At 61.2% G+C, this 24,732-nt stretch carries 25 protein-coding genes, 1 tRNA gene and 1 riboswitch; of the genes, 6 read left to right on the top strand and 20 right to left on the bottom strand.

Annotated elements, in window-relative coordinates; translation table 11 throughout:
- The first annotated feature begins 86 nt into the window (after positions 1-86).
- Together ABTV29_RS24410 and ABTV29_RS24405 are read left to right on the top strand one after the other, a co-directional pair.
- Positions 87-251: a stress protein gene (locus ABTV29_RS24410; protein WP_433767173.1), complete on the top strand. Its 165-nt coding sequence runs from the start codon at positions 87-89 to the stop codon at positions 249-251.
- Between the two features lie 72 nt (positions 252-323).
- Positions 324-827 (top strand): DUF4142 domain-containing protein, encoded by a 504-nt coding sequence (locus tag ABTV29_RS24405; protein WP_433767172.1) that lies wholly within the window; start codon positions 324-326, stop codon positions 825-827.
- A 50-nt stretch (positions 828-877) separates the two neighbouring features.
- Here the strand turns inward: ABTV29_RS24405 and ABTV29_RS24400 are convergent, their stop codons facing one another.
- Positions 878-1,288 (bottom strand): low affinity iron permease family protein, encoded by a 411-nt coding sequence (locus tag ABTV29_RS24400; protein WP_433767171.1) that lies wholly within the window; start codon positions 1,286-1,288, stop codon positions 878-880.
- A gap of 141 nt (positions 1,289-1,429) precedes the next feature.
- Between ABTV29_RS24400 and tam the strand changes: the two genes are divergently transcribed.
- Positions 1,430-2,200: a trans-aconitate 2-methyltransferase gene (gene tam, locus ABTV29_RS24395; protein ID WP_433767170.1), complete on the top strand. Its 771-nt coding sequence runs from the start codon at positions 1,430-1,432 to the stop codon at positions 2,198-2,200.
- A gap of 262 nt (positions 2,201-2,462) precedes the next feature.
- On the opposite strand, the gene ABTV29_RS24390 is transcribed toward tam, so the two are convergent.
- The 15 genes from ABTV29_RS24390 to ABTV29_RS24320 all read right to left on the bottom strand — a co-directional run bounded on the left by ABTV29_RS24390 (position 2,463) and on the right by ABTV29_RS24320 (position 18,228).
- Complete coding sequence (locus ABTV29_RS24390; RefSeq protein WP_433767169.1) at positions 2,463-3,191, bottom strand: class I SAM-dependent methyltransferase; 729 nt, start codon at positions 3,189-3,191, stop codon at positions 2,463-2,465.
- A gap of 262 nt (positions 3,192-3,453) precedes the next feature.
- Complete coding sequence (locus tag ABTV29_RS24385; protein ID WP_433767168.1) at positions 3,454-3,813, bottom strand: helix-turn-helix domain-containing protein; 360 nt, start codon at positions 3,811-3,813, stop codon at positions 3,454-3,456.
- Complete coding sequence (locus ABTV29_RS24380; RefSeq protein WP_433767167.1) at positions 3,813-4,115, bottom strand: type II toxin-antitoxin system HigB family toxin; 303 nt, start codon at positions 4,113-4,115, stop codon at positions 3,813-3,815. The genes ABTV29_RS24385 and ABTV29_RS24380 overlap by 1 nt, the downstream gene beginning before the upstream one ends.
- A 205-nt stretch (positions 4,116-4,320) precedes the next feature.
- Positions 4,321-4,394: transfer RNA gene (locus tag ABTV29_RS24375), tRNA-Gly, on the bottom strand.
- A gap of 171 nt (positions 4,395-4,565) precedes the next feature.
- On the bottom strand, positions 4,566-5,450 hold the full coding sequence (locus tag ABTV29_RS24370) for an alpha/beta fold hydrolase (RefSeq protein ID WP_433767166.1): 885 nt from the start codon (positions 5,448-5,450) through the stop codon (positions 4,566-4,568).
- Positions 5,451-5,762: 312 nt separating this feature from the next.
- Positions 5,763-6,455: a pseudouridine synthase gene (locus ABTV29_RS24365; RefSeq protein ID WP_433767165.1), complete on the bottom strand. Its 693-nt coding sequence runs from the start codon at positions 6,453-6,455 to the stop codon at positions 5,763-5,765.
- 34 nt (positions 6,456-6,489) lie between these two features.
- On the bottom strand, positions 6,490-6,708 hold the full coding sequence (locus ABTV29_RS24360; protein WP_433767164.1) for a cysteine-rich CWC family protein: 219 nt from the start codon (positions 6,706-6,708) through the stop codon (positions 6,490-6,492).
- Entirely contained in the window at positions 6,695-8,188 is a 1,494-nt protein-coding gene (locus ABTV29_RS24355; RefSeq protein WP_433767163.1) for a sensor domain-containing diguanylate cyclase, read from the bottom strand. The genes ABTV29_RS24360 and ABTV29_RS24355 overlap by 14 nt, the downstream gene beginning before the upstream one ends.
- Before the next feature lie 219 nt (positions 8,189-8,407).
- On the bottom strand, positions 8,408-10,186 hold the full coding sequence (gene atzF / locus ABTV29_RS24350) for an allophanate hydrolase (RefSeq protein WP_433767162.1): 1,779 nt from the start codon (positions 10,184-10,186) through the stop codon (positions 8,408-8,410).
- 25 nt (positions 10,187-10,211) lie between these two features.
- Complete coding sequence (uca, locus tag ABTV29_RS24345; RefSeq protein WP_433767161.1) at positions 10,212-13,859, bottom strand: urea carboxylase; 3,648 nt, start codon at positions 13,857-13,859, stop codon at positions 10,212-10,214.
- A 282-nt stretch (positions 13,860-14,141) separates the two neighbouring features.
- Positions 14,142-14,795, bottom strand: a complete 654-nt coding sequence (locus ABTV29_RS24340) for an urea amidolyase associated protein UAAP2 (protein WP_433767160.1) — start codon at positions 14,793-14,795, stop codon at positions 14,142-14,144.
- A gap of 11 nt (positions 14,796-14,806) precedes the next feature.
- Entirely contained in the window at positions 14,807-15,532 is a 726-nt protein-coding gene (locus ABTV29_RS24335; protein ID WP_433767159.1) for an urea amidolyase associated protein UAAP1, read from the bottom strand.
- 12 nt (positions 15,533-15,544) lie between these two features.
- The gene (locus ABTV29_RS24330; protein ID WP_433767158.1) at positions 15,545-16,333 is read right to left on the bottom strand and encodes an ABC transporter ATP-binding protein; all 789 of its coding nucleotides are present in this window, start codon (positions 16,331-16,333) and stop codon (positions 15,545-15,547) included.
- A complete protein-coding gene (locus ABTV29_RS24325; protein WP_433767157.1) occupies positions 16,330-17,145 on the bottom strand; it encodes an ABC transporter permease in 816 nt (271 codons plus the stop codon). Before ABTV29_RS24325 ends, ABTV29_RS24330 begins: the two co-directional genes overlap by 4 nt.
- A gap of 15 nt (positions 17,146-17,160) precedes the next feature.
- Positions 17,161-18,228, bottom strand: coding sequence for a putative urea ABC transporter substrate-binding protein (locus ABTV29_RS24320; protein ID WP_433767156.1), 1,068 nt, complete (start codon positions 18,226-18,228; stop codon positions 17,161-17,163).
- Between the two features lie 61 nt (positions 18,229-18,289).
- Positions 18,290-18,390, bottom strand: a riboswitch (guanidine-I (ykkC/yxkD leader).
- Between the two features lie 276 nt (positions 18,391-18,666).
- Here ABTV29_RS24320 and ABTV29_RS24315 point away from each other — a divergent pair.
- Both ABTV29_RS24315 and ABTV29_RS24310 read left to right on the top strand, forming a co-directional pair.
- Entirely contained in the window at positions 18,667-18,912 is a 246-nt protein-coding gene (locus tag ABTV29_RS24315; protein WP_433771999.1) for a hypothetical protein, read from the top strand.
- Between the two features lie 167 nt (positions 18,913-19,079).
- Entirely contained in the window at positions 19,080-19,523 is a 444-nt protein-coding gene (locus tag ABTV29_RS24310; protein ID WP_433767155.1) for a hypothetical protein, read from the top strand.
- A 116-nt stretch (positions 19,524-19,639) separates the two neighbouring features.
- On the opposite strand, the gene ABTV29_RS24305 is transcribed toward ABTV29_RS24310, so the two are convergent.
- Complete coding sequence (locus ABTV29_RS24305; protein ID WP_433771997.1) at positions 19,640-20,752, bottom strand: enoyl-CoA hydratase/isomerase family protein; 1,113 nt, start codon at positions 20,750-20,752, stop codon at positions 19,640-19,642.
- A 132-nt stretch (positions 20,753-20,884) separates the two neighbouring features.
- Here ABTV29_RS24305 and ung point away from each other — a divergent pair, with 132 nt between their 5' ends.
- Entirely contained in the window at positions 20,885-21,577 is a 693-nt protein-coding gene (gene ung / locus ABTV29_RS24300; RefSeq protein ID WP_433767154.1) for a uracil-DNA glycosylase, read from the top strand.
- 126 nt (positions 21,578-21,703) lie between these two features.
- Here ung and ABTV29_RS24295 read toward each other — a convergent pair whose 3' ends face one another.
- Genes ABTV29_RS24295 through ABTV29_RS24285 form a run of 3 tightly spaced genes read right to left on the bottom strand, consistent with a single transcriptional unit; the run spans position 21,704 to position 24,711 of the window.
- Entirely contained in the window at positions 21,704-22,744 is a 1,041-nt protein-coding gene (locus ABTV29_RS24295; protein WP_433767153.1) for an AbrB family transcriptional regulator, read from the bottom strand.
- Complete coding sequence (locus ABTV29_RS24290) at positions 22,737-24,251, bottom strand: tripartite tricarboxylate transporter permease (protein WP_433767152.1); 1,515 nt, start codon at positions 24,249-24,251, stop codon at positions 22,737-22,739. Before ABTV29_RS24290 ends, ABTV29_RS24295 begins: the two co-directional genes overlap by 8 nt.
- Position 24,252: 1 nt before the next feature.
- Positions 24,253-24,711 (bottom strand): tripartite tricarboxylate transporter TctB family protein, encoded by a 459-nt coding sequence (locus ABTV29_RS24285; RefSeq protein ID WP_175390294.1) that lies wholly within the window; start codon positions 24,709-24,711, stop codon positions 24,253-24,255.
- Positions 24,712-24,732 lie beyond the last annotated feature (21 nt).

The raw sequence follows: 24,732 nt of genomic DNA, 5'->3' as shown, positions 1-24,732 counted from the left end.
AATTTTCTAAACCTTTTGGTCAGCGCAAATTCAGAATCTATGCGGGCGCAAGTTCGCCAAAGATCATCACCAAGAGGTAGAGAATCATGCCTAACTCAAGAAACTCGGGCTCGGACCACATGGCCAACGATCGAACCAAAACGTCTGAAGCCAGTCGCAAGGGTGGGAAAACCACCACCACAACTGTCGACAAAGAGCCAAAAACCGATATGAACCGTAAAGGTGGACAGAGCGGGCAGAAATCCCGCTAGTGGCTGCAGGTGGTTTTGATTGAGAAGCGGGGGCGAAAGCTCCCGTTTGAATTGTTAAAGGAGGGCGCGACCATGAACCCTGTGGCCACCCGTTTTCGCAGCAGCGTTTTTGTCACTCTACTGGGCCTGTTCGCTGGCAGCGCTTTGGCCCAGACACCGACTGAATTCATCAATGATGCCTCGGTGCAAGGTGTCGCCGAAATTGAAGCCAGCCGTCTGGCACACCAGAAATCCGAATCCAGAGAGGTCAAGGATTACACCATCATGGTGATCAATGACCGCACCACCGCCAATCAGCACCTGGCGAAAATCGCTAAACAGCTGGATCTACCGGTGGCCCCGCGCGAAGAGGTGGTGGATAAGGCCAAGGCCTTGATGCCCGAAGTCATGGACGGTAGCAACTTCGATGAGGCCTACGCGGCCAGTCAGGTGAAAACCACCCAGCAAGCCATCGAACAGCTTGAGCAAACAGCACAGACCACCGACGTGCCCGAGATCAAGGCGTTCGCCGAGGAAACCCTGCCCAAGCTGCAGAATCACCTGCAAATGGCCAGGGCTTTGCAGGCCAGCCGCTAGTTCATTGCGTGCGCGGGTGAGCAACGCATGGCTCACCCGCGCACGAACTCTCAGCAATCATTCAGGCCGTGCTTGCCTTTTTCCTCGACGACGGTGCCGTCGATGGAAACGGTCTGGCCTTCGCCAAGGGCGCGATAGTGCTTGCGCAGTGCTTCCAGTTCCTTGAGGTCCAGGGCCTCAAGCCCCAGCATCGCGTTCTGCGCTTCCTTCGTTACCCGCAGCAACTCATCGACCTTCAAATGCAAAATGTCGGTGTCGCGGTTTTGCGTGTTCTGGATCAGGAACACCATCAGGAAAGTGATGATGGTGGTCGAGGTGTTGATGATCAGTTGCCAGGTGTCATCGAACCCAAAAATCGGCCCGCTCAACCCCCACAGAAAAATCAGGATGATCGCCCCCAGGAACGTCCCGGGACTCCCGGTCCACAGGGCGAGTTTCTGCGCGATTTTTGCGAATTTCATGGCCGTTTTCCTTATGAGAGGTGCCTGAATTTCAGACAGTGACGGCGCGATGAAAATTCTACTTACATTTACGCTTTCACTGACAAAAGCCTTGGTCGGCCATGGAGTAAGATGCTTCGGCATCCACGACAGGAGAACGCAATGAGCTGGTCCGCCAAGCAATACGTCGCTTTTGAAGATGAACGCACCCGTCCCGCCCGTGACCTGCTGGCGGCGATACCCCCCGGGGAGGTGCGCTCGGCCGTCGATATCGGCTGTGGTCCGGGCAACTCGACCGAATTGCTGGTGGAGCGCTTTGCCGGTGCCTCGGTGCGCGGGCTGGACAGTTCGGCCGACATGATCGAAGCCGCGCGCAAGCGCTTGCCGCAGGTGCAGTTCGATATCGCCGACATCGACACCTGGAAGGACACGGGCCCCTTCGACGTGATCTTCGCCAACGCGGTGTTGCAGTGGGTGCCCGATCACGCCACCTTGCTGCCTTCGCTGGTGAACAAACTGGCGCCCGGTGGCAGCCTGGCGATCCAGATGCCGGACAACCTCAATGAGCCTTCGCACCGGTTGATGCGTGAAGTGGCTGCTGACGGTCCCTGGGCAGGCAAGCTGTCAGGCGCTGCCGGCCAGCGAACCGAGATGGAAAGTGCCAGCGGTTACTACTCGATCCTCAAGGCCCGTTGCAGCCGCGTCGACGTGTGGCGCACCACTTACCATCATCCGCTGGTGGGTGGTGCGTCGGGCGTGGTCGAGTGGTTCAAGGGCAGCGGTCTGCGGCCGTTTCTCGATCCGCTGGATGAGGCGCAGCGGGCGCAGTATCTGAAACAGTATCTGGCGGCCATCGAACAGGCCTATCCGGCGTTGCCCGATGGTTCGGTGTTGCTACCGTTTCCGCGGCTGTTTCTGGTGGCGACTCGCTGATGAGCAAAAAGGGGCGGATGACGATGGTGTCATCCGCCCCTTTTTTTGCGCGCCTGGCGCTCAGGTATTCAAATACAAACGAAGCAAAGCCGAACAACCCGATCATTGAAATGATCATGATCCCCAACTCCGAACTGTCCATGCTGACCCCAAAATGAAAGGTGAGCCGGCAGAATAGGGCAACTCTCGTCGGGCTGAGCGCAGCGCTACGACATCTTTACGGGCGTGCTCCGATCTATACGCAAACCATACGAATGCAGGCTCAGCACTGAACGCCGACCAGCAGCATCATGGGGCGCTCGCGCTCTTCGGACAGCGCCGGTTGCGCCGCGACCTGGGCATCGGTCGGACCCCATTCGTTGACATGCCGGATGCTGAAACCGGCGGCGATCAGGGTGTTGAGCAAGGTGCCGAGGGTGCGGTGCTGCTTGATCACGCCATCCGCCAGCCAGTTGGTCACGCGTTCGCCTTGCAGTTGATAGTTATCTACCGGCCAGCTCTTGCGGCCCTCGGCATCGGTGATCCAGCCGGGGTTGCGCGGTGCCATGAAGATGGGATGTTCGATGGAAAACACGAAGCACGCGCCAGGCTTGAGGGCGGCGTGGAGCTTGCTGAACAGCCCCGGCAAGTCCTTGATGTAGTGCAGGGCCAGGGAACTGTAGGCCAGATCGAAACTGGCGACGGGCAGGTCGAGCTGTTCCAGATCGGCGCGTTCGTAGCGGATGTTGCTGTTGGACGTTGTGCCGCGCGCCTTCTCGAGCATTTTTTCCGACACATCCAGGCCGAGCACGCTTTGTGCGCCTTGCTCACTGGCCCAGCGGCAAAACCAACCATAGCCGCAGCCGAGATCCACGACTTTCAAGCCTTGCGTGGGCGGCAGCATGGCCTTGAGCGCAGGCCATTCCGGCGCGGCGTCGAGGCCGTCAATGGAACGGGCCATCTGGCTGTAGCCCTGGAAGAATTGGGGATCGTCGTAGATGTTTTGGGTCATGGTCGCAAGTGCTCTGTCGAAATCGTTTGATGTGCCTTTAAACACTGCAAAACTTTTCGGTGCAAGCGTGCTCACTCTTGGGGTGTGGCGTCAGGGCAGTTCTGCATCCATGTGTCGAGCGATAACCTTCGGTAGAACGTTGCGTTTGTTTAGACATTGCATCGCATGAGATCTGGAGTCTTACCAAATCTCACCTCAAAAAAACCGGCCACAACGGGCCGGTTTTTGCTGCATCTGCTGAAACTGAATCAGGCCTAATGCCTCAGGCAACGCCTGCAAGCAAGCTCTCGTATGGAATTCGCAACCCGTCATGCAGGCGTTTGATCATCGACAAGCTCAATTTGCGCTTGCGGTTCAGAACTTCGGATACGCGCCCGCTCGTACCAATAAAGGGTTCCAGGTCACGAGGGGTTAATCCCTGCTGTTCCATGCGAAACTTGATGGCTTCAATCGGGTCGGAGGGTGGCATTGGGTAATGCTCGTCTTCGTACTTTTCAATGAGCAGCGCCAAAATTTCCAGCTCATCACCTTCAGGCGATCCGATTTCTGCCCCCCACAATTGCTCGACGCGAGCAAATGCTGCGCTCAGATCTTCCTGGCTGCGAATAGGTTTAATGTTCATTACACGGTCTCCGCGTCGATCTGATCATATTGGGCATGGGAGCCGACGAACCGTATGAAGCCAAGCTGTCGTTGATAGTCGATTGCCAGGATCACTCGGTATTTGTTGCCGCCGATGTTGAAGACAACTCTGCCTCCTTTGAGAATGCTGGCCGTCCTCAGTTCCGCTTTGACCTCTTGCGGTGTGCGATAGATGGCCCTTTCCATATGTCGATACCATTCAACAAGCGGTATTTCGGCGTCAGCATAAGCTGGGCTGCTCTCCCAGAATTCCCGCAAAGTCCCTTTTGCAATTACTCGCACCGCGCATCCTCCCGTTTTGGGAGATGGTAGTCCTCGCTTAGGAGGGATGCAATCTCTGATGTGGTCCAGCGATCAGCAGAGAAAGGAGGGAGATGGGAAATGGCTCATAAACTCAAATTCTTCCCACAAAAAAACCGGCCATCAAGGCCGGTTTTTTCTGTACCTGCATCCCCCGTCAAAGAACAACGTGAGACTGAAATTTGATTGGAGCGGGTGAAGGGAATCGAACCCTCGTTATCAGCTTGGGAAGCTGGAGTAATGCCATTATACGACACCCGCTCGGAGCGGCTGACTTTGTACCAGATGTGGCGGTGGAAATGAAGTTTTTCTTTGTGGCAGTTGGCTCAGGCGTTGAATGAAACAGCGGTGACGGTCGTTCGCGGGCAAGCCTCGCTCATACAGCAATGCGTTTAAAGCTGTAGAGCGCGGCTTGCTCGCGATGACGCTGTTTCAGATGGCCGATGCATGGTGGTCCTGGGCGTATTGGAAACGCGGTCGGCTTTCATGCTGCGCCGGCTTCAGGAACCCCAGCAGTGCGTTGCGGCTGTCTCGGCAGGCGGCTTTGTGTTCCATGTCGAGAAAGTGGCCGGTGGCCTGCAGGGTGGTGAAGGCACTGTGTTGCACGTGACCGGCGAACAGGCGGGCATCTTCCGCTGCGGTGTACTCGTCCCATTCACCGTTCATGAACAGCACCGGCACATTGATTTTCTGCGCCGCGTTCAAATAGCACTGCCGATCACTGTTGAGCACGTCGTTGATGTGGAAGTGCATTTGCCCGTATTCGTGTTCCGCCAGGCTGCTGACGTGACGGTAGTTGAAGCGCTTGAACAGCGAGGGCAAGTGCTTGCCGATGGTGTCGTTCACCAGATGCCCGACCCGGTCGCCGTCCCGGCTGCCGAGGTAATCGACGCCGCGCTCGAGGTAGTCGAGCATGTGCGAGTTGACCACCGGGGAGAACGAGCTGATCACGGCCTTTTCGATCCGGCGAGGCCGTTGCGACAGTGCGACCAGCGTCGCGGCACCACCGAAAGAAAACGACAGCACGTGTTCGGCTGCGAAGTGGTCGATCAGCTCCAGGAGGATCTGCCCTTCGATTTCCTTGGTCAGCATCGTTTCATGCCGGTTGTGGGCTTTTGACTTGCCCGCGTAGGGCTGGTCGTAGCAGACCACGTTGAACTGTGGATAGAGATTTTTCACGGTTTGAGCAAACGACGCAGTCGTGGACATCGAGCCGTTGACCAGAATGATGGTCTTCTCTGCGGCGCCTGCGCGATAGAACTCCGTGTAAACCCGATATTGACCCTGTATATCCAGCACAGCGATTTCTGGCCTCATGTCATAAGACTCCTGGCAAGCGGGTATGCGCGCAATGGAGATTGCACGAGCTTTGTGACAGGTAGGCATATGCCTGGAATTTTTGGAGGCCCATGTCGATCCAGTGCAGCCGGTCGACGGGTATTGTTATTGGCGGGCAGTCTGCCGGGTGAGGCCGGAACCCATGGGTTCCTACCGGCAAAAAGTTTCTTAGAAGTATGTTGTGACTCGTCGGTCACATTTCGGCCGACGTCCTGATTCAAGCAGGGGTCACATCATTGCGCAAGTGCCGTTGGTAAATTGTTCGACAACTTCTGCTCAGCGGTAGGCTGCTTAGATCGATTGGATCTCTTCGTCGCTCAGTGGGCGGTATTCGCCCGGTTTCAGGCTTTCGTCGAGCACCAGAGGGCCCATGCGTTCGCGGTGCAGGCGCAGCACTTTGTTGTCGAAGTGGCCGAACATGCGCTTCACCTGATGGTAGCGGCCCTCGACGATGCTCAGCCGTGCGGATTTCGGCCCCAGCAGCTCTAGCCCGGCCGGTTGAGTGGTGAGGTCTTCGAAGGCGAAGTACAGGCCTTCGGTGAATTTGAGGGCGTACTCGGGGCCGATTTCCTGCTCGGTCTCGACGTAATAAACCTTCGGCAGTTTGGTCTGCGGCTGGGTCAGGCGGCGTGACCAACTGCCGTCGTTGGTGATCAGCATCAGGCCGGTGGTGTTGAAATCCAGGCGCCCGGCGATGTGCAGTTCATCCTTGTCCGGTTCATGGATAAGGTCGAGCACGGTCGGGTGTTGCGGGTCACGAGTGGCGCTGACGCAACCGGCGGGTTTGTGCAGCATGAAGTGCCGCAGCGGCTTGCCGGTCTGCAGCACCTCGTCGTCGACTTCGACGCGGCTGAACTCACGAACTTCGGCGTGCGGGTCGCTGATGATCGATCCGTCAATCCTGACGCGTTTTTCCACCAGCAACAGACGCACCTGTTTGCGGTTGAAACGGGGCAGATTGCTGAGGAAACGGTCGACGCGCATGGCTTGAGGATCGATGAAGAAAAGGCCGCGTATCTTACTTGATCGGCTGGGCGGCTGCTTGCAACTGCGCCTCGACTTCGGCGCAACGAGGGCACAGGCAGGCAGCGTTGCGCAGTTCGGCCGGCAGCGCCTGCAGCACCGCCGGGTCGATGCTGACGCCGTAGCACCAGCACGCCCGATCGGCGGTGCGGGGGTCGGCCAGGGCGCAGTCGTTGGGGGCGCCGCAGGCGGGGCAGAGGTCAGGCTGGCTCATAGCTGGAGTGAGGCTTTTCCACACAGGTACGGTTGCGGCCACTTTGCTTGGCCCGATACATCGCATGATCGGCCCGGGACAGCAAAGTGTGCAAGGTGTCGTCGTTCTGCAGGGTGGTCAGGCCGATGCTGACCGTCAGATGCAGGCTGCTGCCGTTGTAGGCATAGGCCTGTTGTTCCACATGCTGGCGAATTTTCTCGGCAATCATCAGGCCGGTTTCGCCATCGGTGTCCTTGAGCAGCACGATGAACTCTTCGCCGCCCCAGCGGCAGACGATGTCGGAATGGCGCAGGCAGCTTTCCAGGTCCCGGGCGAAACCGATCAGCACCTGGTCGCCGGCCATGTGGCCGTAGGTGTCGTTCAGGGCCTTGAAATGGTCCAGGTCCAGCAGCAATGCCGTCAGCGGTTTGGGCTCGCGCTGGGCCTCGTGCATGGCCTGCGCGGCCAGCAGATCGAAGCCACGCCGGTTGGGCAGTTCGGTCAGGCTGTCGAGGGTGGCCTGGGCGTGGATCTTGCCCTGATAACGCTTGATCACCTGATTGATCAGGACCAGCACGGTCAGGGTGACGATCAGGCAGATCAGCAGGTTGAGGTACAGCGAGCGGCGGATGTCACTGAGGTCGCCATCTTCGAGTTTGTCGACGAACAGGTACCAGTTCAGTTCCGGAATGAAGCGCACGTTGAGGAAATGCCCCTGCCCCTGGCCGGAATATTCGTAGCTGCCGCTGTGGGGCTTGGGCAGCTGGCTGACCAGGTTTTTCATGCTTTCAAGATCGCTCAGCGGCTGCCCGGCCAGAGCGCCTTGCGGACCGCCCTCGGCGCCGGTCAGCACCAGGCGCCCGAACGTATCGACGAAGTACACGCTGCGCTGGTAATGCTGCTGGTACTTGTCGATCAGCTTGATCACCGCATCGACCGTCAGCCCGACACCGGCAGCACCGATGAAGCGATTGTTGTAGTCGAAGACCTTGTAGTTGATGAAGACGGTCAGGTTGTCTTTGTTGGCCAGGTCCGGATCGACGTTGATCTCGTAGGGGGCCTGCATGTCGCGCACGCGGAAGTACCAGGCATCGCGGGGTTCCGTGGCCTTGACCTGCTTGAGCACGCCCTTGGCGTGGTAGTAGGTCAGGCTGGTGTTGGAGACGAAGAAGGCGGTGTAGGCGCCGTAGTGGGTCATGACCTCGTTGAGGTAGCGGGTCATCTGGTCGGTGTCGCGCTCGCCGTTGACCACCCAGTCGCGCATGAAGGTATCGCGGGACATCATCGAGGAAATCAGGATCGGCCGGACCAGGTCTTTCTGGATTTCCGAATAGACGGTGTCCGATGTCAGCGGCAGTTCGGTGTTGACGATGTTGTCGCGGATCGACGCCCGCGATGCGTAGTAACTGAGGAAGGAAGTGGCCAGGAAACCCGCGCCCAACAATGCGACCAGTGTGAGGATCAACGAGCGTTGAGAGTACAGCGGCGAGCGGAGCGGCATGGCAATTCCATTGGCAATAATCCGATGGCATGCATTCTAGTGGTAACTGCCGGGAAATAGCTGCTCCATGTGCGCCGCGAATGGTCGTTCCCACACAATATGAAGGTTGTTGGTGGACCCTGTGGGAGCGAGCCTGCTCGCGATGGCGTCAGCACATTCAAATTTGATGTCGACTGATATACCGCTATCGCGAGCAGGCTCGCTCCCACAGGTTCTGAGTCAACCCAGGGTTTTCAGGTACGCCCGCCATCCCCCCAGATGACTGATGTCCACCGCGCCCTCCAGCCCATACGCCTCGCAAATGAACCCGCTCTCCCAACGCCCGTCCGCCAGTTGCACCTTGCCCAGCCCTAGGGGCGCCGGAATGCCGGTCAGGAACGAGCCCAGCTCGCTGCTGGGCAATTCCCAGACTTCCACGGCAATCGCCACGCCGCCTTCCTTGACCCGCACCATGCCCGGACGAAACGGCGGGCCGCCCGCCAGGGCATGGAGCTGATAGTCGGGGGAGCTGAGGGTCGTTTCCAGCAACCGCGCGCCACGCTGCTTGAGCTGCCAGTTCAACGCCAGGCCATCCAGATGCGCACCGCAGACCACCAGTCGCGCCTGATCGTTACGAGCAACGGCCGTTGGCGCGGGCAGCGGCAAACCTTGCTGGCGCTGCAGGCCTGCTGCCACGCTCAACAGATACTGATCAGTGAACGCCCGGCCAAACAGCGTTACGCCCCAGGGCAAGCCGCTTTCCATGAAACCGCTGGGCACGGCGATGGCGGCGTAGTCGAGCAGGTTCATGAAGTTGGTGTAGTAACCCAGCTCGGAGTTGCGCAACACGGGCTCGGCTTCCAGCTCGGCCAGGGTGACAGGGCGGCCGATGGTTGGCGTAATCACGCAATCAAGGTTTTCCAGCGCCTTGTCGCACAAGGCTTTCAGTGCCTGCAGGCGGTACTGCGCGCGGAAGGTTTGCACGCCACTGACCGCCGGCGCCTTGGCCAGGACTGCGCGAATCACCGGCAGCACAGCTTCAGGATTTTGCTCCATCAATTCACCGGCCACGCTGTAGCGCTCGGCCACCCATGGGCCTTCATAGAGCAGACGTGCCGCCTCAAGGAACGGCGACAAATCGAGTTCCACCGGCTCGCCGCCAAGGGTCTTGAGCTGCTCGATGGCATCCGCGAACAACGCCGGCCCCTGGGTGCAGCCGAAGAACTCCAGGTCCTGTGTCCGAGGCACGCCAAAGCGGAAAGGACGCACCGCACCAAACGCCGAGCCGTCATTCCACAGCGGGTTGCTGCGGCTGTATTCATCCCGTGGGTCGAGGCGTGCGGTCAGCGCCAGCAACTGGCTGGCCTCCCGTGCGGTGGCGGTGAAGGTGGTGACGCAATCGAGGGTGCGACAGGCCGGCACCACACCTGCGGTGGAGATCAACCCCTTGGTCGCTTTCATCCCGACCAGATTGTTCAGCGCCGCCGGCACGCGCCCGGAACCTGCGGTGTCGGTGCCAAGGGCAAAGCTCGCCACGCCGAGTGCCACCGCCAGCGAAGAACCTGCGCTGGAACCACCCGACGGATACTCGGGCAGCACGCTGTTGCGGCACGCGCCGTAGGGCGAGCGACTGCCATTGAGGCCTGTGGCGAACTGGTCAAGATTGGTCTTGCCCAGCGGAATCGCTCCCAGGGCCAGCAATTGCTCGACGATGGTGGCCGAACGCTGTGGCACATGGCTGAATGCCGGGCACGCCGCGGTGGTCGGTATGCCGGCCAGATCGATGTTGTCCTTGATCGCAAACGGCACCCCGTACAGCGGCAGGCTGTCGATGTCGCGGCCATCGAGGGCGGCGAGATAGGGTTCCAGTTCTTCGGCGCTGAGCAAATGAATGAACAGGTGATAGTCCGGGTTCAACGCCGCGGCTTTGTCACGCAGTGCAGGCAGCAATTGCCGGGGCGTGATGCGGGCGTCGCGGTAGGCGCTGCGCAGGGCGTCGAGTTGCAGATTGATGTTCATGGCGTGTGTCCTTTTCAAAATGGGTTCAGTCGATTGCCAGCACCACGACGCGCTGTCCGGCGCGCACCGCCGAACCCGGTTGCACGCGGATTTCGCGGACCACGCCGGCCATGGGCGCAAGCACCGGGATTTCCATCTTCATCGACTCCAGAATCACCAGCACATCACCGGCCTCGACACGGCTGCCGATGTCCACCTGCACCTGCCAGAGGTTGCCGGCGATGTGGCTGTCGACGCTCATTTCACCGCTGGCCAAGGGGGCATCTTCGGTGGTTGGCGCGGCTGCTTCTTCACTCTCGAAATGCGCCTGGCCGCTGGCGATCCAGCGCTCGCGCTCGGCATTGAACGCCCCCTGTTGCTGCTGGCGAAAGGCGGTTATCGCCTCGGCTTCTTTTGCCAGGAATGCCTGGTAATCGGCGAGGTTCAACTGGCTGTGCTCGATGTTCAGATCGAAGCGACCGAGGGGGAAATCCCGACGGATGCGCAGCAGTTCATCGGCGCTCACCGGGTAGAAGCGGATCTGATCGAAGAAGCGCAGCAGCCAGGGTTTGCCATCGAATGCGGCGACCTCGCGATAGCGGTTCCACATCTGCAAGGTCCGGCCCACGAACTGATAACCACCGGGTCCTTCCATGCCGTAGACGCACATGTAGGCGCCGCCGATGCCCACGGAGTTTTCCGCGGTCCAGGTGCGCGCCGGGTTGTATTTGGTGGTCACCAGACGGTGCCGGGGATCGAGGGGCGTGGCCACCGGTGCGCCGAGGTAGACATCGCCCAGGCCCATGACCAGATAGCTGGCGTCGAACACCGTACGCTGCACTTCATCGAGGTTCGGCAGGTCGTTGATGCGACGGATGAATTCCAGGTTGCTCGGGCACCACGGCGCGTCCTTGCGCACGGTGGTCATGTATTTCTCGATCGCCAACTGACAAGCCGGGTCGTCCCAGGACAGCGGCAAGTGGACGATGCGCGACGGCACTTGCAGGTCCCTGGCGGCGCACACCGCGTCCCATTCACCGGCGACGATGCCCAGCAGATCGGCCAGCGGCAATTGCTCTGGCTGGTAGTGCACTTGCAGCGAGCGGATGCCGGGTGTCAGGTCGATCACGCCATGCAGGTGCTTGCTTTCCAGAGCCTGCATGAGGGCGTGTGCGCGGAAGCGCAAAACAAGATCCAGTTCCGGTGCGCCGATTTCGAGAAGCAGGTGAGTGTCGCCGGAAAGCCTTGCCACCAACCTCGTATCGTCCTGACCGATATCCAACACCACAGGCGACACAATCCCTTGTAGGAGTGAGCCTGCTCGCGATTGCGGTGCATCAGGTTCATCGATGGCGACTGACATGGCCCCATCGCGAGCAGGCTCGCTCCCACAGGGGGAATTCCATTTCAATGCGAGGGTGCGGGCGGTCTTGAGATCGACGGGCTGGAACTGCACCTTGTCCCCGGCCTTGAGCTGCCCCAACTGCCAGAGATCCGCCTCGATCACCGTCACCGGGCACACGAACCCGCCCAGGCTCGGCCCGTCCGGACCGAGGATCACCGGCATGTCACCGGTGAAATCCACGGCACCAATCGCGTAGGGATTGTCATGGATGTTCGACGGATGCAGCCCCGCCTCGCCACCGTCGGCCCGTACCCATTCCGGTTTCGGTCCGATCAGGCGCACGCCGGTGCGGCTGGAGTTGAAATGCACTTCCCACTGGGTCGCGAAGAAGGTGCCGATGTAGTTTTCCGTGAAGTATTCCGGGGCGCCGTGGGGGCCATAAATCACCCGGATCTGCCGCACGGCCGGCAACGCGCCGAGCTGTTCTTCAGGCAGTTGTTGCCCGGCGCCAAAGTCGCTCAAGGCCGGCACATGCAACACATCACCGGTGCGCAAGGCGCGGCCGCCGTGGCCGCCAAACTGGCCGAGGGTAAAGGTGCTTTTGCTGCCCAGGTAATCCGGTACTTGCAGGCCCCCGCGCAGGCACAGATAGCTGCGGGCGCCTGCGCCGGCGATGGTGCCGAGGCTCAAGGTCGCGCCGGCGGGAACCAGTAGCGCGGTGTTCATGGCGACGCTTTCACCGTTCAGCGTCAGCGGGATCGCCGCGCCGGTCACTGCCACCACGGCCGCGCAATTGAAGCGCAGCAAGGGCCCGCTCATGGTGATTTCCAGCGCGGCGGCGCCTTCATCGTTACCGAGCAACAGATTGCCCAGGCGCAAGGCGCGACTGTCCATCGGCCCCGAAGGCGGCACGCCCACGGCCCAATAACCGAGGCGGCCGGGGTAGTCCTGAACGCTGGTCTGGGTGCCCGCACTGAGCACTTCAAAGGTGTTGGCGCGATAGACCAGGTCTTCGAGGCAACGGGTCCACGGCTGGCCGCTGGCGAACGGTGCATCGAGCAAAATCTGCCGCAGGTAATCGCGGTTGGTTTCCACCCCGTAGAGCAGGCTGTCGCCCAGCGCCTGGTGCAGATCGGCGCGGGCTTCTTCGCGGGTCGGCGCCCAACTGATGACCTTGGCGATCATCGGGTCGAAATACGGCGCAATCTCGCAACCGGCCTCGACCCAAGTGTCGATGCGCAGTCGCTTGCCATCGGCGACGGGAAAATTCACGGCGGTGAGCAGGCCGGGACTGGGTTGGAAATCCCGCCCCGGATCCTCGGCATACAGTCGCGCCTGAATCGCATGGCCGCAGGCTTTCAAACCCTGGCTCAGTACGTTCAACGGCGGCAAATCGCCTGCCGCCAGTTCGACCATCCAGCGCACCAGGTCGACGCCCCAGACTTGTTCGGTGACGCCGTGTTCCACCTGCAGGCGGGTGTTCACTTCCAGGAAATAGAAACGCTGATCTTCACTGTCGAAAACGAATTCCACGGTGCCGGCACTGCGATAGTTCACGGCCTTGGCCAACTTGATCGCCGCTGCGCACAGTTCGTCAGCCATGCCGTCGGGCAGGTTGGGTGCCGGGGTTTCTTCGAGGACTTTCTGATTGCGGCGTTGTACCGAGCAATCCCTGACTCCGAGGGCGATCACCTCGCCCTGGCCGTCGCCGAACACCTGTACTTCCAGATGCCGGGCGCGCTGGATGTACTTCTCGATGAACACGCCGGCGTCGCTGAAGTTGTTCTGGCCCAGGCGCTTCACTGCTTCGAAGGATTCGCTCAACTCGGTCGCGTTGCGGCACACGCGCATGCCGATGCCACCGCCGCCGGCGGTGCTCTTGAGCATCACCGGGTAGCCGACCTGTTCGCCGGCCATCAGCGCTGCGTCGAGGCTGTCGAGCAGCTCGGTGCCTTCGAGCATCGGTACACCGTGTTTTTTGGCCAGGGCGCGGGCCGTGTGCTTGAGGCCGAACACCCGCAGTTGCTCGGGAGTCGGGCCGATGAAGGCAATGCCGGCCGCTTCACAGGCTTGGGCGAACGCGGCGTTTTCCGAGAGAAAACCGTAGCCGGGGTGAATCGCCGTGGCGCCGCTGGCTTTGGCGATGGCGAGGATCTTTTCTACTGCCAGATAAGTACCGGCGGCGGCCCCTTCACCCAGGCTATGGGCTTCATCGGCTTTCAGGATGTGCAGGCTGGCGGCATCGGCTTCGGAGTAGACGGCGACGCCTCGCACTTGCAGTTCGCGCAGGGTACGCAGGATGCGGCAGGCAATGGCGCCACGGTTGGCGATCAGGACTTTTTCGAACATGGCAAAACCCCTGGAGGGGATGCGGGCCGTCCCGCAGTTTTTCGATGAGCGCCGGGGTCGTCCCCGGCGGAAAAAACCATTCTCTTCAACACACCGCCGAACCCCTGTAGGAGTGAGCCTGCTCGCGATTGCGTTCTATCAGTCGACATCAGTGGTGAATGTGCTGACGCCATCGCGAGCAGGCTCGCTCCTACAGTGTGTGGTGGTGTTCTTGAGGTTTGATGCACTGCCCCGAACGGGCCTGGCACAAGGCGAACAGCCAGCGGCGCAACTGCGCGAATTTCAGTTCCATACCAAAAGCTCCGCAGGGGTCGGGTTGTAGGCGTTGCACGGGTTGTTCAGTTGCGGGCAGTTGGAGATCAGCACGATCACGTCCATTTCGGCGCGCAGGTCGACGTACTTGCCCGGTGCGGAAATCCCGTCTTCGAAGGTCAGCCCGCCGTCGGCGGTGACCGGTACGTTCATGAAGAAATTGATGTTCGGTCCGATATCACCCTTGCCCAGTCGCCCATCGTGGACGCAGGCGCGCAGGTAGTTGTCGCGGCAGCTGTGCATGTAGCGTTTTTCCAGGGCGTAGCGCACGGTGTTGCTCTCTTGCGCGCAGGCGCCACCCAGGGTGTCGTGGCGACCGCAGGTGTCGCCGACGATGGTCAGCATCGGTTTGCCGAGGTTGGAATACAGCACGCTGCCGGTGCTCAGGTACACGCTGTTCTGCCGGCGCAGGGTGCGCTGCACGTCGTAGCGCTCCTTGGGGTTGGCGACGCTGTAGAACAGCGTATCGACCGCCTGGTTGCCTTCCAGGTCGAGGATGCGCAAGGTCTGGCCGGCCTTGACCTCCATCAGCCAGGGTTCGCCGGCGGGGATGGTGGCGCGGTAGACCGCTGTTTCAGGCTGTCTGTTGGTAGCGACGGCAGCAGTAGCGATGGCGAGTGACATGGCAGCGATCCTCAGGCGAACAGACGGTCGGTGTTGATGAAGCCGCGCTCGTTTTCCGGGCGCGAAGTACGGCAGTGTTCGGCGACGCTGGGGTCGGCGTTCATCCAGCTGAGCTTCAGCGGTTTCGGCGCGTATTGCGGCGACGGGTCCATCGGGTGTTGCAGGGCGGTGAGCACCACCAGGGTGTCCATCGGCGCGTACAGCTCGATGTAGTCGCCGGCCTTCGAGTTGCCTTCGACGAAGTGGAAGCGCCCGTCTTCATCGACGTTCACCCGGCTGAACAGGTTGAGGGTCATCAACAGGTCCGACAGGCCCAGGCCCCACTTGCCCAGTTCCACCAGCAGGTTGTCGGTGCCGTTGCGGAAGAAGCCGTTGCGCAGTTCCTGATAGCGCCCGGCGCCGTATTTTTCCGCCACTTCCTCGGCACAGAGCACGCCGCCGAGGCTGTCGCTCCAGCCGCAGGTGTCGGCAGTGATCGCCGCCAGCACGCGGCCCATGTCCGAGTACAGGCAATGGCCGGCGGTGAGCTTGGCGGTGTGCTGGCATTTGAGGCTGTCGGGCAGGTTCAGGCGCTCGGTTTTTTCGTTGGCGTTGAGCAGTGTCAGGCTGACGTTGGCGCCGCCGCGAATGTCGGTCAGACGCAGCAACTGGCCGCGTTTGAGCACGAATGAACGGTGGCCGCCACCGGGGAGCATTTCTTCGGCGAAGGGCGGGAACAGTTGAGTCGAATCAGTCATTGCAAAATTCCTCTAAGCGATACGAAGCGTGCCTGCCGCTGGTGCCGGCAGGGCGTCGACGGCGGCACGGCTGGCGCGGCGGTCGCTGTTCAAAGGGATGTCGTAGGTGATGCGCGCGCCATAGGCGCCGGGGGCGTGCGGGTCGACGCGGACCTTGTCGAACACCAGCAGGCGGGTGCCGAGGCTGAAGCCTTCGGACAGGTCATGGGTGACCATGAACACCGTCAGTTGCGTCTCGCGCCACAGCTCCAGCAGCAAGGCGTGCATGTCTTTGCGGATGCCCGGATCTAGGGCGCCGAACGGTTCGTCGAGCAGCAGCACGCGGGGTTTCATGATCAGCGCCTGGGCAATGGCCAGGCGTTGTTGCATGCCGCCGGAGAGCTGCGCCGGGTACTTGTCCAGCGAGTGGCCGAGGCCGACCTTGTGCAGCAGTGCCGAGGCCTGTTCGCGGGCCTGCTTTTTCGCGCTGCCGAACAGCCGGCCCAACAGCGGCGAACGCGGCAATTCGAGACCCAGGGCGACGTTGTCCAGCACGCTCAGGTGCGGGAACACCGAGTAGCGCTGGAACACCACGCCGCGGCTGGCGTCCGGTTCTGCGTTCAGTGGCTGGCCGTCGAGGAGGATCTCGCCGCGACTGGCTTTTTCCTGGCCGAGCAACAAGCGCAGGAAGGTCGATTTGCCGCAACCGGAGGCGCCGACGAGCGTGCAGAACTCACCCTCGTTGACGCTCAGGTTCAGGCCTTCGAGCACCACCTGATCGGCGTATTGCTGCCAGACGTTGTTCACCGTGATGAAGCTCATGCCCGTGCTCCTTCATACCAGGGGAACGAACGCTGAGTGAGACGCTTGAGGCCCCAGTCCATCAGCCAGGCGAGCAGGGTGATCCACACCACGTAGGGCAGGATCACGTCCATCGCCAGGTAGCGGCGCACCAGGAAAATCCGGTAGCCGAGACCGTCGGTGGAGGCGATGGCTTCGGCGGCAATCAGGAACAGCCACGCCGAGCCGAGCATCAACCGCAGCGAGATCAACAGGCGCGGCAGCAATTGCGGCAGCACCACCCGCAGCATCAGGGTCCAGGTCGAGGCGCCGAGGGTCTGGGCCTTGATCAACAACTCCACGGGAATCTCCCGGGCGCGCTGTTCCAGATCCCGGGCCAGGGCCGGGGTGATGCCGATCACGATCAGCATCACTTTCGACAACTCACCGAGGCCGAAGACGATGAACAGGATCGGCAGGATCGCCAGCGGCGGCACCATCGACAGCACCGTCAGCAACGGCGACAACGGCGCGCCGAACAGCGGCAGGGTGCCGGCTGCGATGCCCAGGCATAGCCCGGCCAGCGCACTGATGCCCAGGCCGATGGCCAGGCGGCGCAGGCTGGAGGCGGTGTCCTGCCACAGCACGTATTCACCGGTGCGGCTGTCGGCGACGAAGGCCAGGCGTTTCACCGCGTCGGTCATCTGCACGACGCTGGGCAACAGCTTGTCGTTGGGGTTTTCCGTCAGCCGCTCGGCCGAGCCCATGAGGTAGGCGAACAGCACCAGGGCGAACGGCAGGATCACCAGCAACAGGCGACTCGGGCGATCCGGGTGGCGATTGATCAGGCGCATGGCCAAGTCCTCTTGTTACAGCTTGGCGTCGGCGGCCATCTGTACGTAGCTGGGGTCGAAACGCAGCTTGAGGTTGCCCTTGTCACCACTGGTCACGCCGTTGGCGAAGGCCATGCCCACCGCGCTGGTGTCCTTGGCGCCTTCACCCAGCAAACCGTGCTGGAAGGAAAACTCGGCGACCTTGCGCATGGTTTCCGGCAGTTGCTTGCTGGTGCTGAATGCCAGGGCTTCCTTGGGGGTGGCGAACAGTTTGGTGGTGTCCAGTTGCGCCTGGAAGCCGGCCAGGTCGGTGCCCGAGGCCTTGGCCATGTGTTCGAGGGCGGATTTGCTGGCAGCGTTTTTCGCGTTCATCAACTCCACCACTTCGAACCAGGCGCCGGTCAGCGCCTTGCCCAGGGCCGGGTTGTCTTTAAGGGTCTGGGAGTTGACCACCATCATGTCCATGATTTCGCCGGGGATCTGGCTGGAGTTGAAGACTTCGGTCACCGCAGGCTTGGCCTTGATGTCCGAGAGCATCGGGTTCCAGGTGGTGACGGCGTTGACCTGATCGGTGTTGAAGGCGGCCGAGATGTCGGCGTCGGAGGTGTTGACCACCTTCAGGTCTTTCTCGGTGAGGTCCACCGAATCCAGGGCCCGGGCCAGCAGGTAGTGGGAGACCGACAGCTCCACCAGATTGACGTCCATACCCTTGAGGTCGGCGACTTTCTTGCCTTCGCCCTTGAGCACGATGCCGTCGTTGCCGTTGGAGAAATCGCTGACGATCAGCGCGGTGCTGTCGACGCCACCGGCCGCCGGGATGGTCAGCGCGTCCATGTTGGTCATGGTGCAGCCGTCGAACTGGCCGGCGGTGTACTGGTTGATGGATTCGACGTAGTCGTTGAGCTGCACCACATCGATCTTGATGCCGTACTTCTTCGCCCATTTGTCGACGATGCCCTGGCTGCCGGCATATTCCCAGGGCATCCAGCCGGCATAGATGGTCCAGCAGACGCTGAAGTGGTCTTTCTGTGCGGCCTGGGATTGGGTGGCGAGCAGCGCGGTAAACGCGGCGGCGAGGAGGGCGGGGAAACGTAGTCGGGACATATCGGATTCTCCAGTTGATCAAGGGCGGGCAGGAAGGCAGCGGCACCGCGAACGGTGGCTTGTCTCCCGGGCTTTTATCCCGCCGTGTAACCTCAACTGGAGGTCGCCAACTCTCGGACCAGTCACTCGCGCTTGCGAGCCGGAACCCTAGTCAGCCATTGCAAATTGTGGTGCCGCGAACCTGTGATGACTCCTGCACGGTTCTACTAAAGCGAGAGCCGTGCCAAGTCGACGAAAACGCTCTGGCGCGGGGATCGGGCGCTTGATGCCCCGGGAAGGGAAGGCCGTGTTGCCTTTTGATGGTGCGTGGACGCACTGCAATGGGACGTGTCGGCCGCTGATCTGAAGGTTGCCGGTGCGGTGCACTTGATCGCCGATTGTGAGTCAAAACAGGTATCGGTCGGCCTGTGCCGGCTGGAGGTCTTTCAGGAGGCCGCCATGTTTCGTCGATTGCTGTTCGCTGCTGTACTGGGTCTTGGTTTGTCCGGCTGCTACTACTACGCCGGTGACTATGATTCCTACTCCTCGCCTTACTACTACCCCTACTATTCGCCTTATTCCTACTACTACGGCCCGCGTTATTACTACGGCGGCCCGCGGTTTTATGGGGGCTATCGCTATTACTACTGCTGCGGGCACGGGTCGCGTTATTACGGCGGTGGATATCGCCATGGCCACCATTAATCGGCGCGTGAATAGATGAAAAACCTTTCATCGGCGAGATGTTTCAACTTGTTTCAGGAACGCACCAGATTCCGAATCCAGTGTCAGATATTTCGACAGTCACCGATTCATCGACTGCCGCCTGCCAGCGTCGCTGGTGTGGCTCACTCGCGGTCCAGGAGGCCGCCATGTATAGAATTCTACTGATTGCTGTGTTGGGTTTGTCCGTGGGTGGATGCGTGCCTTATTCCGATGAAGGAGTCAGTTACTACAGTTCCGAGGTCTACACCTCGCCAGCGCCTGCTTATTACTCCAGCGGCGCTTACTACACGAACGACAGCTACTATTCGCCACCTCGCCGGTATTACGCACCGCCGGCCCGGTACTACCAGCCGACTCCGCGCTATTACTACCAGCCGCGGGTCTATCAGCCAGCGCCGCGCTATTACCAGTCGGCCCCGCGTTACTACCAGTCACGCCCAGACTATCGGGCGCATCAGAATCATGGTTGGGACGGTCGCAACCGTGGCAACTGGGATAACGATCATCGTGGCGGACGCAATAACAATTACGACCGTCGAGGCGACCGCAATGGGCGCGGTAATCATAATGGGCAGTGGAATCACCGCTAGCCTGACCTGAACGCGATCTTTCCTGTAGGAGCGAGCCTGCTCGCGATGGAGTGTCAGTTGACTCCACTGTGACTGACACACCATCGCGAGCAGGCTCGCTCCTACAGTTGTTTTGTTCAGTATTCGGAAAGATCGGCCAACGGATGCCGGCCCTCCCAGACCTTTTTGAAATGCGCCTCGACCACCGCATCCGGCACATTGTTGATATCCGGCCAATGCCAGTGTGGTTTCTGATCCTTGTCGATCAAGCGCGCGCGCACCCCTTCGCTGAATTCCGGATGACGGCAGCAATTGAGGCTCAGGGTGTATTCCATCTGGAAAACCTGCGCCAGCGACATATGCCGGGCGCGGATGATCTGTTCCCACACCAGATGCGCGGTCAGCGGCGAGCCTTCACTCATGGTCCGCGCCGCGCGGCCGAGCAAGAGATCGGTGTGATCGCGCAGCGCGCTGATGGCTTTCCAGGCGCAGCGCACATCGCTGACATCCAGCAACTCATCGATGCGCTGGCGCCGAGGCAGCCACTGGGCTTCCGGCATCTGCGCGACAGCTTCCTGCTGCAGGGCCTTGAGCAGGCTGTTGAGCTGCATGGGCGTCTGCTCCTGCCAGTTCAGCTGCAACAAGCCTTCGATCAGATCCTGCTGCTGTTCATCGAGCAGGAAACGGTCGGCCAGGTCCAGGTCGATCGCATCGCGACCGTTCATGTGCGCGCCGGTCAGGCCGAGAAACAGGCCGAGCTTGCCGGGCAGGCGCGACAGGAACCAGCTGGCGCCGACGTCCGGGTACAGGCCGATGCTGATTTCCGGCATCGCCAGTCGACTGCTCGGCGTGACAATCCGGATGCTCGCCCCCTGGAGCAGGCCCATGCCGCCGCCCAGCACATAGCCGTGGCCCCAACAGATCAGCGGTTTGGGGTAGGTGTGCAGGCTGAAGTCCAGGCGATATTCCGCGTTGAAGAATTGCGCGGCCAAAGGCGGCACTTGCCCCGGGTTGGCGCGGCAGGCCTGTACCAGGCTGCGCACTTCACCGCCGGCGCAAAAGGCCTTGGCGCCATTGCCGCGCAGCAGGACACAGACGACTTGCGGATCCTTGGCCCAGGCGCCCATCCGGTCGCGCAGGGCGTTGATCATTGGCAGGGACAGGGCGTTGAGTGATTGTTCGGCATCCAGACTGGCAATGCCGATGCGGGCGCCGTCGGTGCCGGTGAGTTCTTCGAAGTGCAGATTCATCATGACCTCGATCGGGAATTTGAGGGTTAAGTATGATCGCTGTGTGGGAAAGTGCCGGATCCGTGTCAGATCAATTGACAAGCGCGATGGGCCTTCTTAGGGTTCGCCCCATTGTTTTTGCCGGGACTAACCATGACTGCTGATGACCGTATCAAACTCGAACCGAGCTGGAAGGAGGCACTGCGTGCCGAATTCGACCAGCCCTACATGGCGGAGTTGCGCAATTTCCTGCAACAGGAGCGGGCGGCCGGCAAGGAAATCTATCCACCGGGCCCGTTGATCTTCAACGCGCTCAACTCGACGCCGCTGGACAAGGTCAAGGTGGTCATCCTCGGTCAGGACCCGTATCACGGCCCGGGCCAGGCCCATGGCCTGTGCTTCTCGGTACAGCCCGGAGTGCCGACGCCACCGTCGCTGGTGAACATCTACAAGGAATTGAAACGCGACCTGAACATCGACATCCCCAACCACGGCTACCTGCAAAGCTGGGCTGATCAGGGTGTGTTGATGCTCAACACCACCATGACCGTGGAACGCGCCAACGCCAACGCGCACAAGGACAAGGGCTGGCAGTTCTTTACCGACCGCATCATTGAAGTGGTCAGCCAGCAGCAGCCGCATCTGGTGTTCATGTTGTGGGGCTCCCATGCCCAGAGCAAACAGAAGCTGATCGATGCCACCAAGCACCTGGTGCTGACCTCGGTGCATCCGTCACCGCTGTCGGCCTATCGCGGCTTCCTGGGATGCGGGCATTTCAGCCGGACCAACAAGTTCCTGGAGCAGAACGGCGAGACGCCGATCGATTGGCGGTTGCCACCGGTTTGATGTGGGCCTGAGGGCCCCATCGCGGGCAAGCCCGCTCCCACAGGTTCCTGTTGGTGCCACAAATTATGTGTACACCCCAAAAATCTGTGGGAGCGAGCTTGCTCGCGATGAAGTTGACGCGGTTTTTCAGTCCGAATCCGGATTCCGGTTCCAGTACTTGAACAACGGCTCCGCCAGAAACAGCACAAACAACAGTCGCATCACTTGCATCGCCGTCACCAGCGGCACCGACAATTGCAAGGTCTCCGCCGTCAGGCTCATCTCCGCGATACCGCCGGGCATCATGCCCAGGGTCAGCGAACGCAAATCCAGGTGGGTCAGGGCGCTCAGGCCCAATGCCGCCGCAGTCGCGATCAACATGGTCAACACCGTGCCGATCAAGGTCCGGCCCATGAACGAGGGCGCGCGACGGAAAAACTGCCGGTTGAAATGACAACCCAGGCCACTGCCGATCAGCCATTGGCCGATCTGGCTGCCGCCATTGGGCAGACCGATATGCAGGTCCCAGCCGATGCTCACAGCGGCACTGACCAGCAGCGGTCCGAACAACCAGGGGTTGGGTTGACGCAGGCGTTCCCAGATCCAGGCGGCCAGTGCACCTGCAGGAAACAGCACCGCCAGCCAGCGCCAATCGATGCTGCCGGCGTGGGAAATCGGCGCGCCGTCGCCCAACAGGTATTTGAACGCCGCCGGCACACAGAGCACCACCACCAGCACCCGCAGGCTCTGGCCCGCCGCCACGCGACTGAGCACTGCGCCGTTGCGCGCGCCGAGGTTGACCATCTCCCCGGAACCGCCGGGCATGCTGGAGAAAAACGCGGTGGCGCGATCCTCCCCGGTGCGGCGCATCAGCCAGACCCCGACCACCGCGGACAGGCTGGTGACCAACGCACCGAAGAAGATCAAACCGAAATGACTCAGCACCTGCTCCATCACCAGGGGGGTGAAGTGCAGGCCGATGCCGATACCGACGATCCACTGGCCGCACTTGCGCCCGCCAGGGATTTCCGCCAATTGCCAGGGTGTCAGGCAGCGCACCAGGATGATCGCCAGCAACGAGCCGACCATCCATGGCAGCGGCCAGCCGACCTGGCTGGCGAGGTAACCGCCCAGCAGGCCGACCAGTGGTGTGCCCCACCAGGCTTTGAAGGGTGTTCGATCAGACATCGGCGATAACGCGCCGTGAAACCGAACGTTTGCGCCAGATCCGCACAATCGGTACCAACAACATGACCACGATCAACCCCCAGACACCGACAGTGATTCCGCTCGACCAGAGAATATCCAGCGAACCGTTGGAGATCGACAAGGCCCGGCGCAGGTTCTGCTCCATCAAGCCACCGAGGATGAAGCCCAGTAGCACGGGCGACAGCGGGAAGTCCAGCTTGCGCAGGATGTAGCCGAAGATGCCGATGCCGATCATCAGGAACAGGTCGAAGGTGGTGGCATGCACCGCGTACACGCCGATGGCGGTGATGATCGCGATCATCGGCACCAGCGCCCAGTTCGGCACGGCGAGGATTTTGGTGAAGATGCGGATCATCGGGATGTTCAGGATCACCAGCATGATGTTGGCAATGAACAACGACGCGATCAGGCCCCAGACGATGTCCGGTTGCTGTTGGAACAGCAGCGGGCCCGGGGTGATGTTGTACAGCGACAGGGCGCCGATCATCACCGCCGTGGTGCCCGAACCCGGCACGCCGAGGGTCAGCATCGGCACCAGCGCGCCGCAGGCTTCGGCACCGATGGCGGTTTCCGGAGCCGCCAGGCCACGCTTGTCGCCCTGGCCGAATTTGCCGTTCGGCCCGGCAATGCGTTTTTCGGTCATGTAGGCCACGGCGCTGGCCAGCGTCGCACCGGCACCCGGCAGCACGCCCATGATGAAACCGAGCACACCGCAACGCATGTTCACCCAGAACACCGACGCGGCTTCCTTGAAGTTGAACAGCATCCGCCCGGTGGCCTGGAAGGCTTCCTGGCCACGGTGGGTTTTTTCCAGCAGCAGGAGGATTTCGCTGATGGAGAACAGGCCCAGCACCAGCACCACGAATTGAATGCCGTCGGTGAGGTGGATGTTATCGCCGGTGAAGCGGTACACGCCGCTGTTGGCATCGATGCCGACGGTCGACAGGAACAGCCCGATCAACGCCGCGATGAACGTTTTCAGGGGACGGTCGCCCGCCATGCCGCCGAGGCAGACAATTGCAAACACCATCAGCACGAAGTATTCCGCCGGGCCGAAGGCAATCGCCCACTTCGCCAGCATCGGCGCGAACACCACCATGCCGCAGGTCGCGATGAAAGCACCGATGAACGAACTCCAGGCCGACAGCGACAACGCCACACCGGCCAGGCCCTGGCGGGCCATCGGGTAGCCGTCGAGGGTGGTCATCACGGTGGAGGCTTCGCCCGGGATGTTCAGCAGGATCGAGCTGATCCGGCCGCCGTATTCGCAACCCAGGTACACCGCCGCCAGCAGGATCAGCGCCGATTCCGGCGGCAGGCCCAGGGCGAAGGCGATCGGGATCAGCAACGCCACGCCGTTGATCGGTCCCAGCCCCGGCAACAGGCCAACGATGGTGCCGATCAGGGTGCCGCTGAGCGCGGTCACCAGGTTGTAAGGGGTCAGTGCGACGCCGAAGCCGTGACTCAAATAACCAAGCGTATCCATATCAGTTCTCCAGAACGTCGAGCAGGCCCAGAGGCAGTGGCACGTCCATGACTTTGTCGAACAGCAGGTACAGGCCGACGCTCATCAGGCTGATGATCACCGCGCCCGGCAACCAGCGCCCGCCGTACAGGCGCGCCATCGGGATGCCGACCAGCATGCTGCTGAGGATGAAACCCAGCGGTTCGAACAGTCCGGCGAAGACCAGCAGCAACAGCACGCAAACGCCGATCTTGGTCAGGGTTTCGCGATCCATCGGCGGATCTTCGTCGGTGTGCTTGATCGGCGAGGGGCGGTACACCATGTACACCAGCGCCAGGCCCATCAGCCCCAGCATCAGCAGTGGGAATGCCCGTGGGCCGATCGGTTCGTAGGAAAAAGGTGCCTGGTAGGGCCAGGCCATCAGCACCAGGCTGAGGCAGGCCAGCAACAGCACCGAAGCAAAAAGGCGTTGTAAGAGCATGGGAAACTCCTGTGCCACGGC

It is taken from the genome of Pseudomonas putida (genome assembly GCF_050989985.1).
GTDB lineage: Bacteria > Pseudomonadota > Gammaproteobacteria > Pseudomonadales > Pseudomonadaceae > Aquipseudomonas > Aquipseudomonas putida_AI.
Note: the sequence above shows the minus strand (reverse complement) of the source record. Positions and strands in the feature narration are given on the sequence as shown.

Bases quoted from the DNA above. Each gene is read 5' to 3' on its own strand.
- ABTV29_RS24410 (WP_433767173.1), top strand. From the start codon at position 87: ATGCCTAACTCAAGAAACTCGGGCTCGGACCACATGGCCAACGATCGA.
- ABTV29_RS24405 (WP_433767172.1), top strand. From the start codon at position 324: ATGAACCCTGTGGCCACCCGTTTTCGCAGCAGCGTTTTTGTCACTCTA.
- ABTV29_RS24400 (WP_433767171.1), bottom strand. From the start codon at position 1,288: ATGAAATTCGCAAAAATCGCGCAGAAACTCGCCCTGTGGACCGGGAGT.
- tam (WP_433767170.1), top strand. From the start codon at position 1,430: ATGAGCTGGTCCGCCAAGCAATACGTCGCTTTTGAAGATGAACGCACC.
- ABTV29_RS24390 (WP_433767169.1), bottom strand. From the start codon at position 3,191: ATGACCCAAAACATCTACGACGATCCCCAATTCTTCCAGGGCTACAGC.
- ABTV29_RS24385 (WP_433767168.1), bottom strand. From the start codon at position 3,813: ATGAACATTAAACCTATTCGCAGCCAGGAAGATCTGAGCGCAGCATTT.
- ABTV29_RS24370 (WP_433767166.1), bottom strand. From the start codon at position 5,450: ATGAGGCCAGAAATCGCTGTGCTGGATATACAGGGTCAATATCGGGTT.
- ABTV29_RS24365 (WP_433767165.1), bottom strand. From the start codon at position 6,455: ATGCGCGTCGACCGTTTCCTCAGCAATCTGCCCCGTTTCAACCGCAAA.
- ABTV29_RS24360 (WP_433767164.1), bottom strand. From the start codon at position 6,708: ATGAGCCAGCCTGACCTCTGCCCCGCCTGCGGCGCCCCCAACGACTGC.
- ABTV29_RS24355 (WP_433767163.1), bottom strand. From the start codon at position 8,188: ATGCCGCTCCGCTCGCCGCTGTACTCTCAACGCTCGTTGATCCTCACA.
- atzF (WP_433767162.1), bottom strand. From the start codon at position 10,186: ATGAACATCAATCTGCAACTCGACGCCCTGCGCAGCGCCTACCGCGAC.
- uca (WP_433767161.1), bottom strand. From the start codon at position 13,859: ATGTTCGAAAAAGTCCTGATCGCCAACCGTGGCGCCATTGCCTGCCGC.
- ABTV29_RS24340 (WP_433767160.1), bottom strand. From the start codon at position 14,795: ATGTCACTCGCCATCGCTACTGCTGCCGTCGCTACCAACAGACAGCCT.
- ABTV29_RS24335 (WP_433767159.1), bottom strand. From the start codon at position 15,532: ATGACTGATTCGACTCAACTGTTCCCGCCCTTCGCCGAAGAAATGCTC.
- ABTV29_RS24330 (WP_433767158.1), bottom strand. From the start codon at position 16,333: ATGAGCTTCATCACGGTGAACAACGTCTGGCAGCAATACGCCGATCAG.
- ABTV29_RS24325 (WP_433767157.1), bottom strand. From the start codon at position 17,145: ATGCGCCTGATCAATCGCCACCCGGATCGCCCGAGTCGCCTGTTGCTG.
- ABTV29_RS24320 (WP_433767156.1), bottom strand. From the start codon at position 18,228: ATGTCCCGACTACGTTTCCCCGCCCTCCTCGCCGCCGCGTTTACCGCG.
- ABTV29_RS24315 (WP_433771999.1), top strand. From the start codon at position 18,667: ATGTTTCGTCGATTGCTGTTCGCTGCTGTACTGGGTCTTGGTTTGTCC.
- ABTV29_RS24310 (WP_433767155.1), top strand. From the start codon at position 19,080: ATGTATAGAATTCTACTGATTGCTGTGTTGGGTTTGTCCGTGGGTGGA.
- ABTV29_RS24305 (WP_433771997.1), bottom strand. From the start codon at position 20,752: ATGAATCTGCACTTCGAAGAACTCACCGGCACCGACGGCGCCCGCATC.
- ung (WP_433767154.1), top strand. From the start codon at position 20,885: ATGACTGCTGATGACCGTATCAAACTCGAACCGAGCTGGAAGGAGGCA.
- ABTV29_RS24295 (WP_433767153.1), bottom strand. From the start codon at position 22,744: ATGTCTGATCGAACACCCTTCAAAGCCTGGTGGGGCACACCACTGGTC.
- ABTV29_RS24290 (WP_433767152.1), bottom strand. From the start codon at position 24,251: ATGGATACGCTTGGTTATTTGAGTCACGGCTTCGGCGTCGCACTGACC.
- ABTV29_RS24285 (WP_175390294.1), bottom strand. From the start codon at position 24,711: ATGCTCTTACAACGCCTTTTTGCTTCGGTGCTGTTGCTGGCCTGCCTC.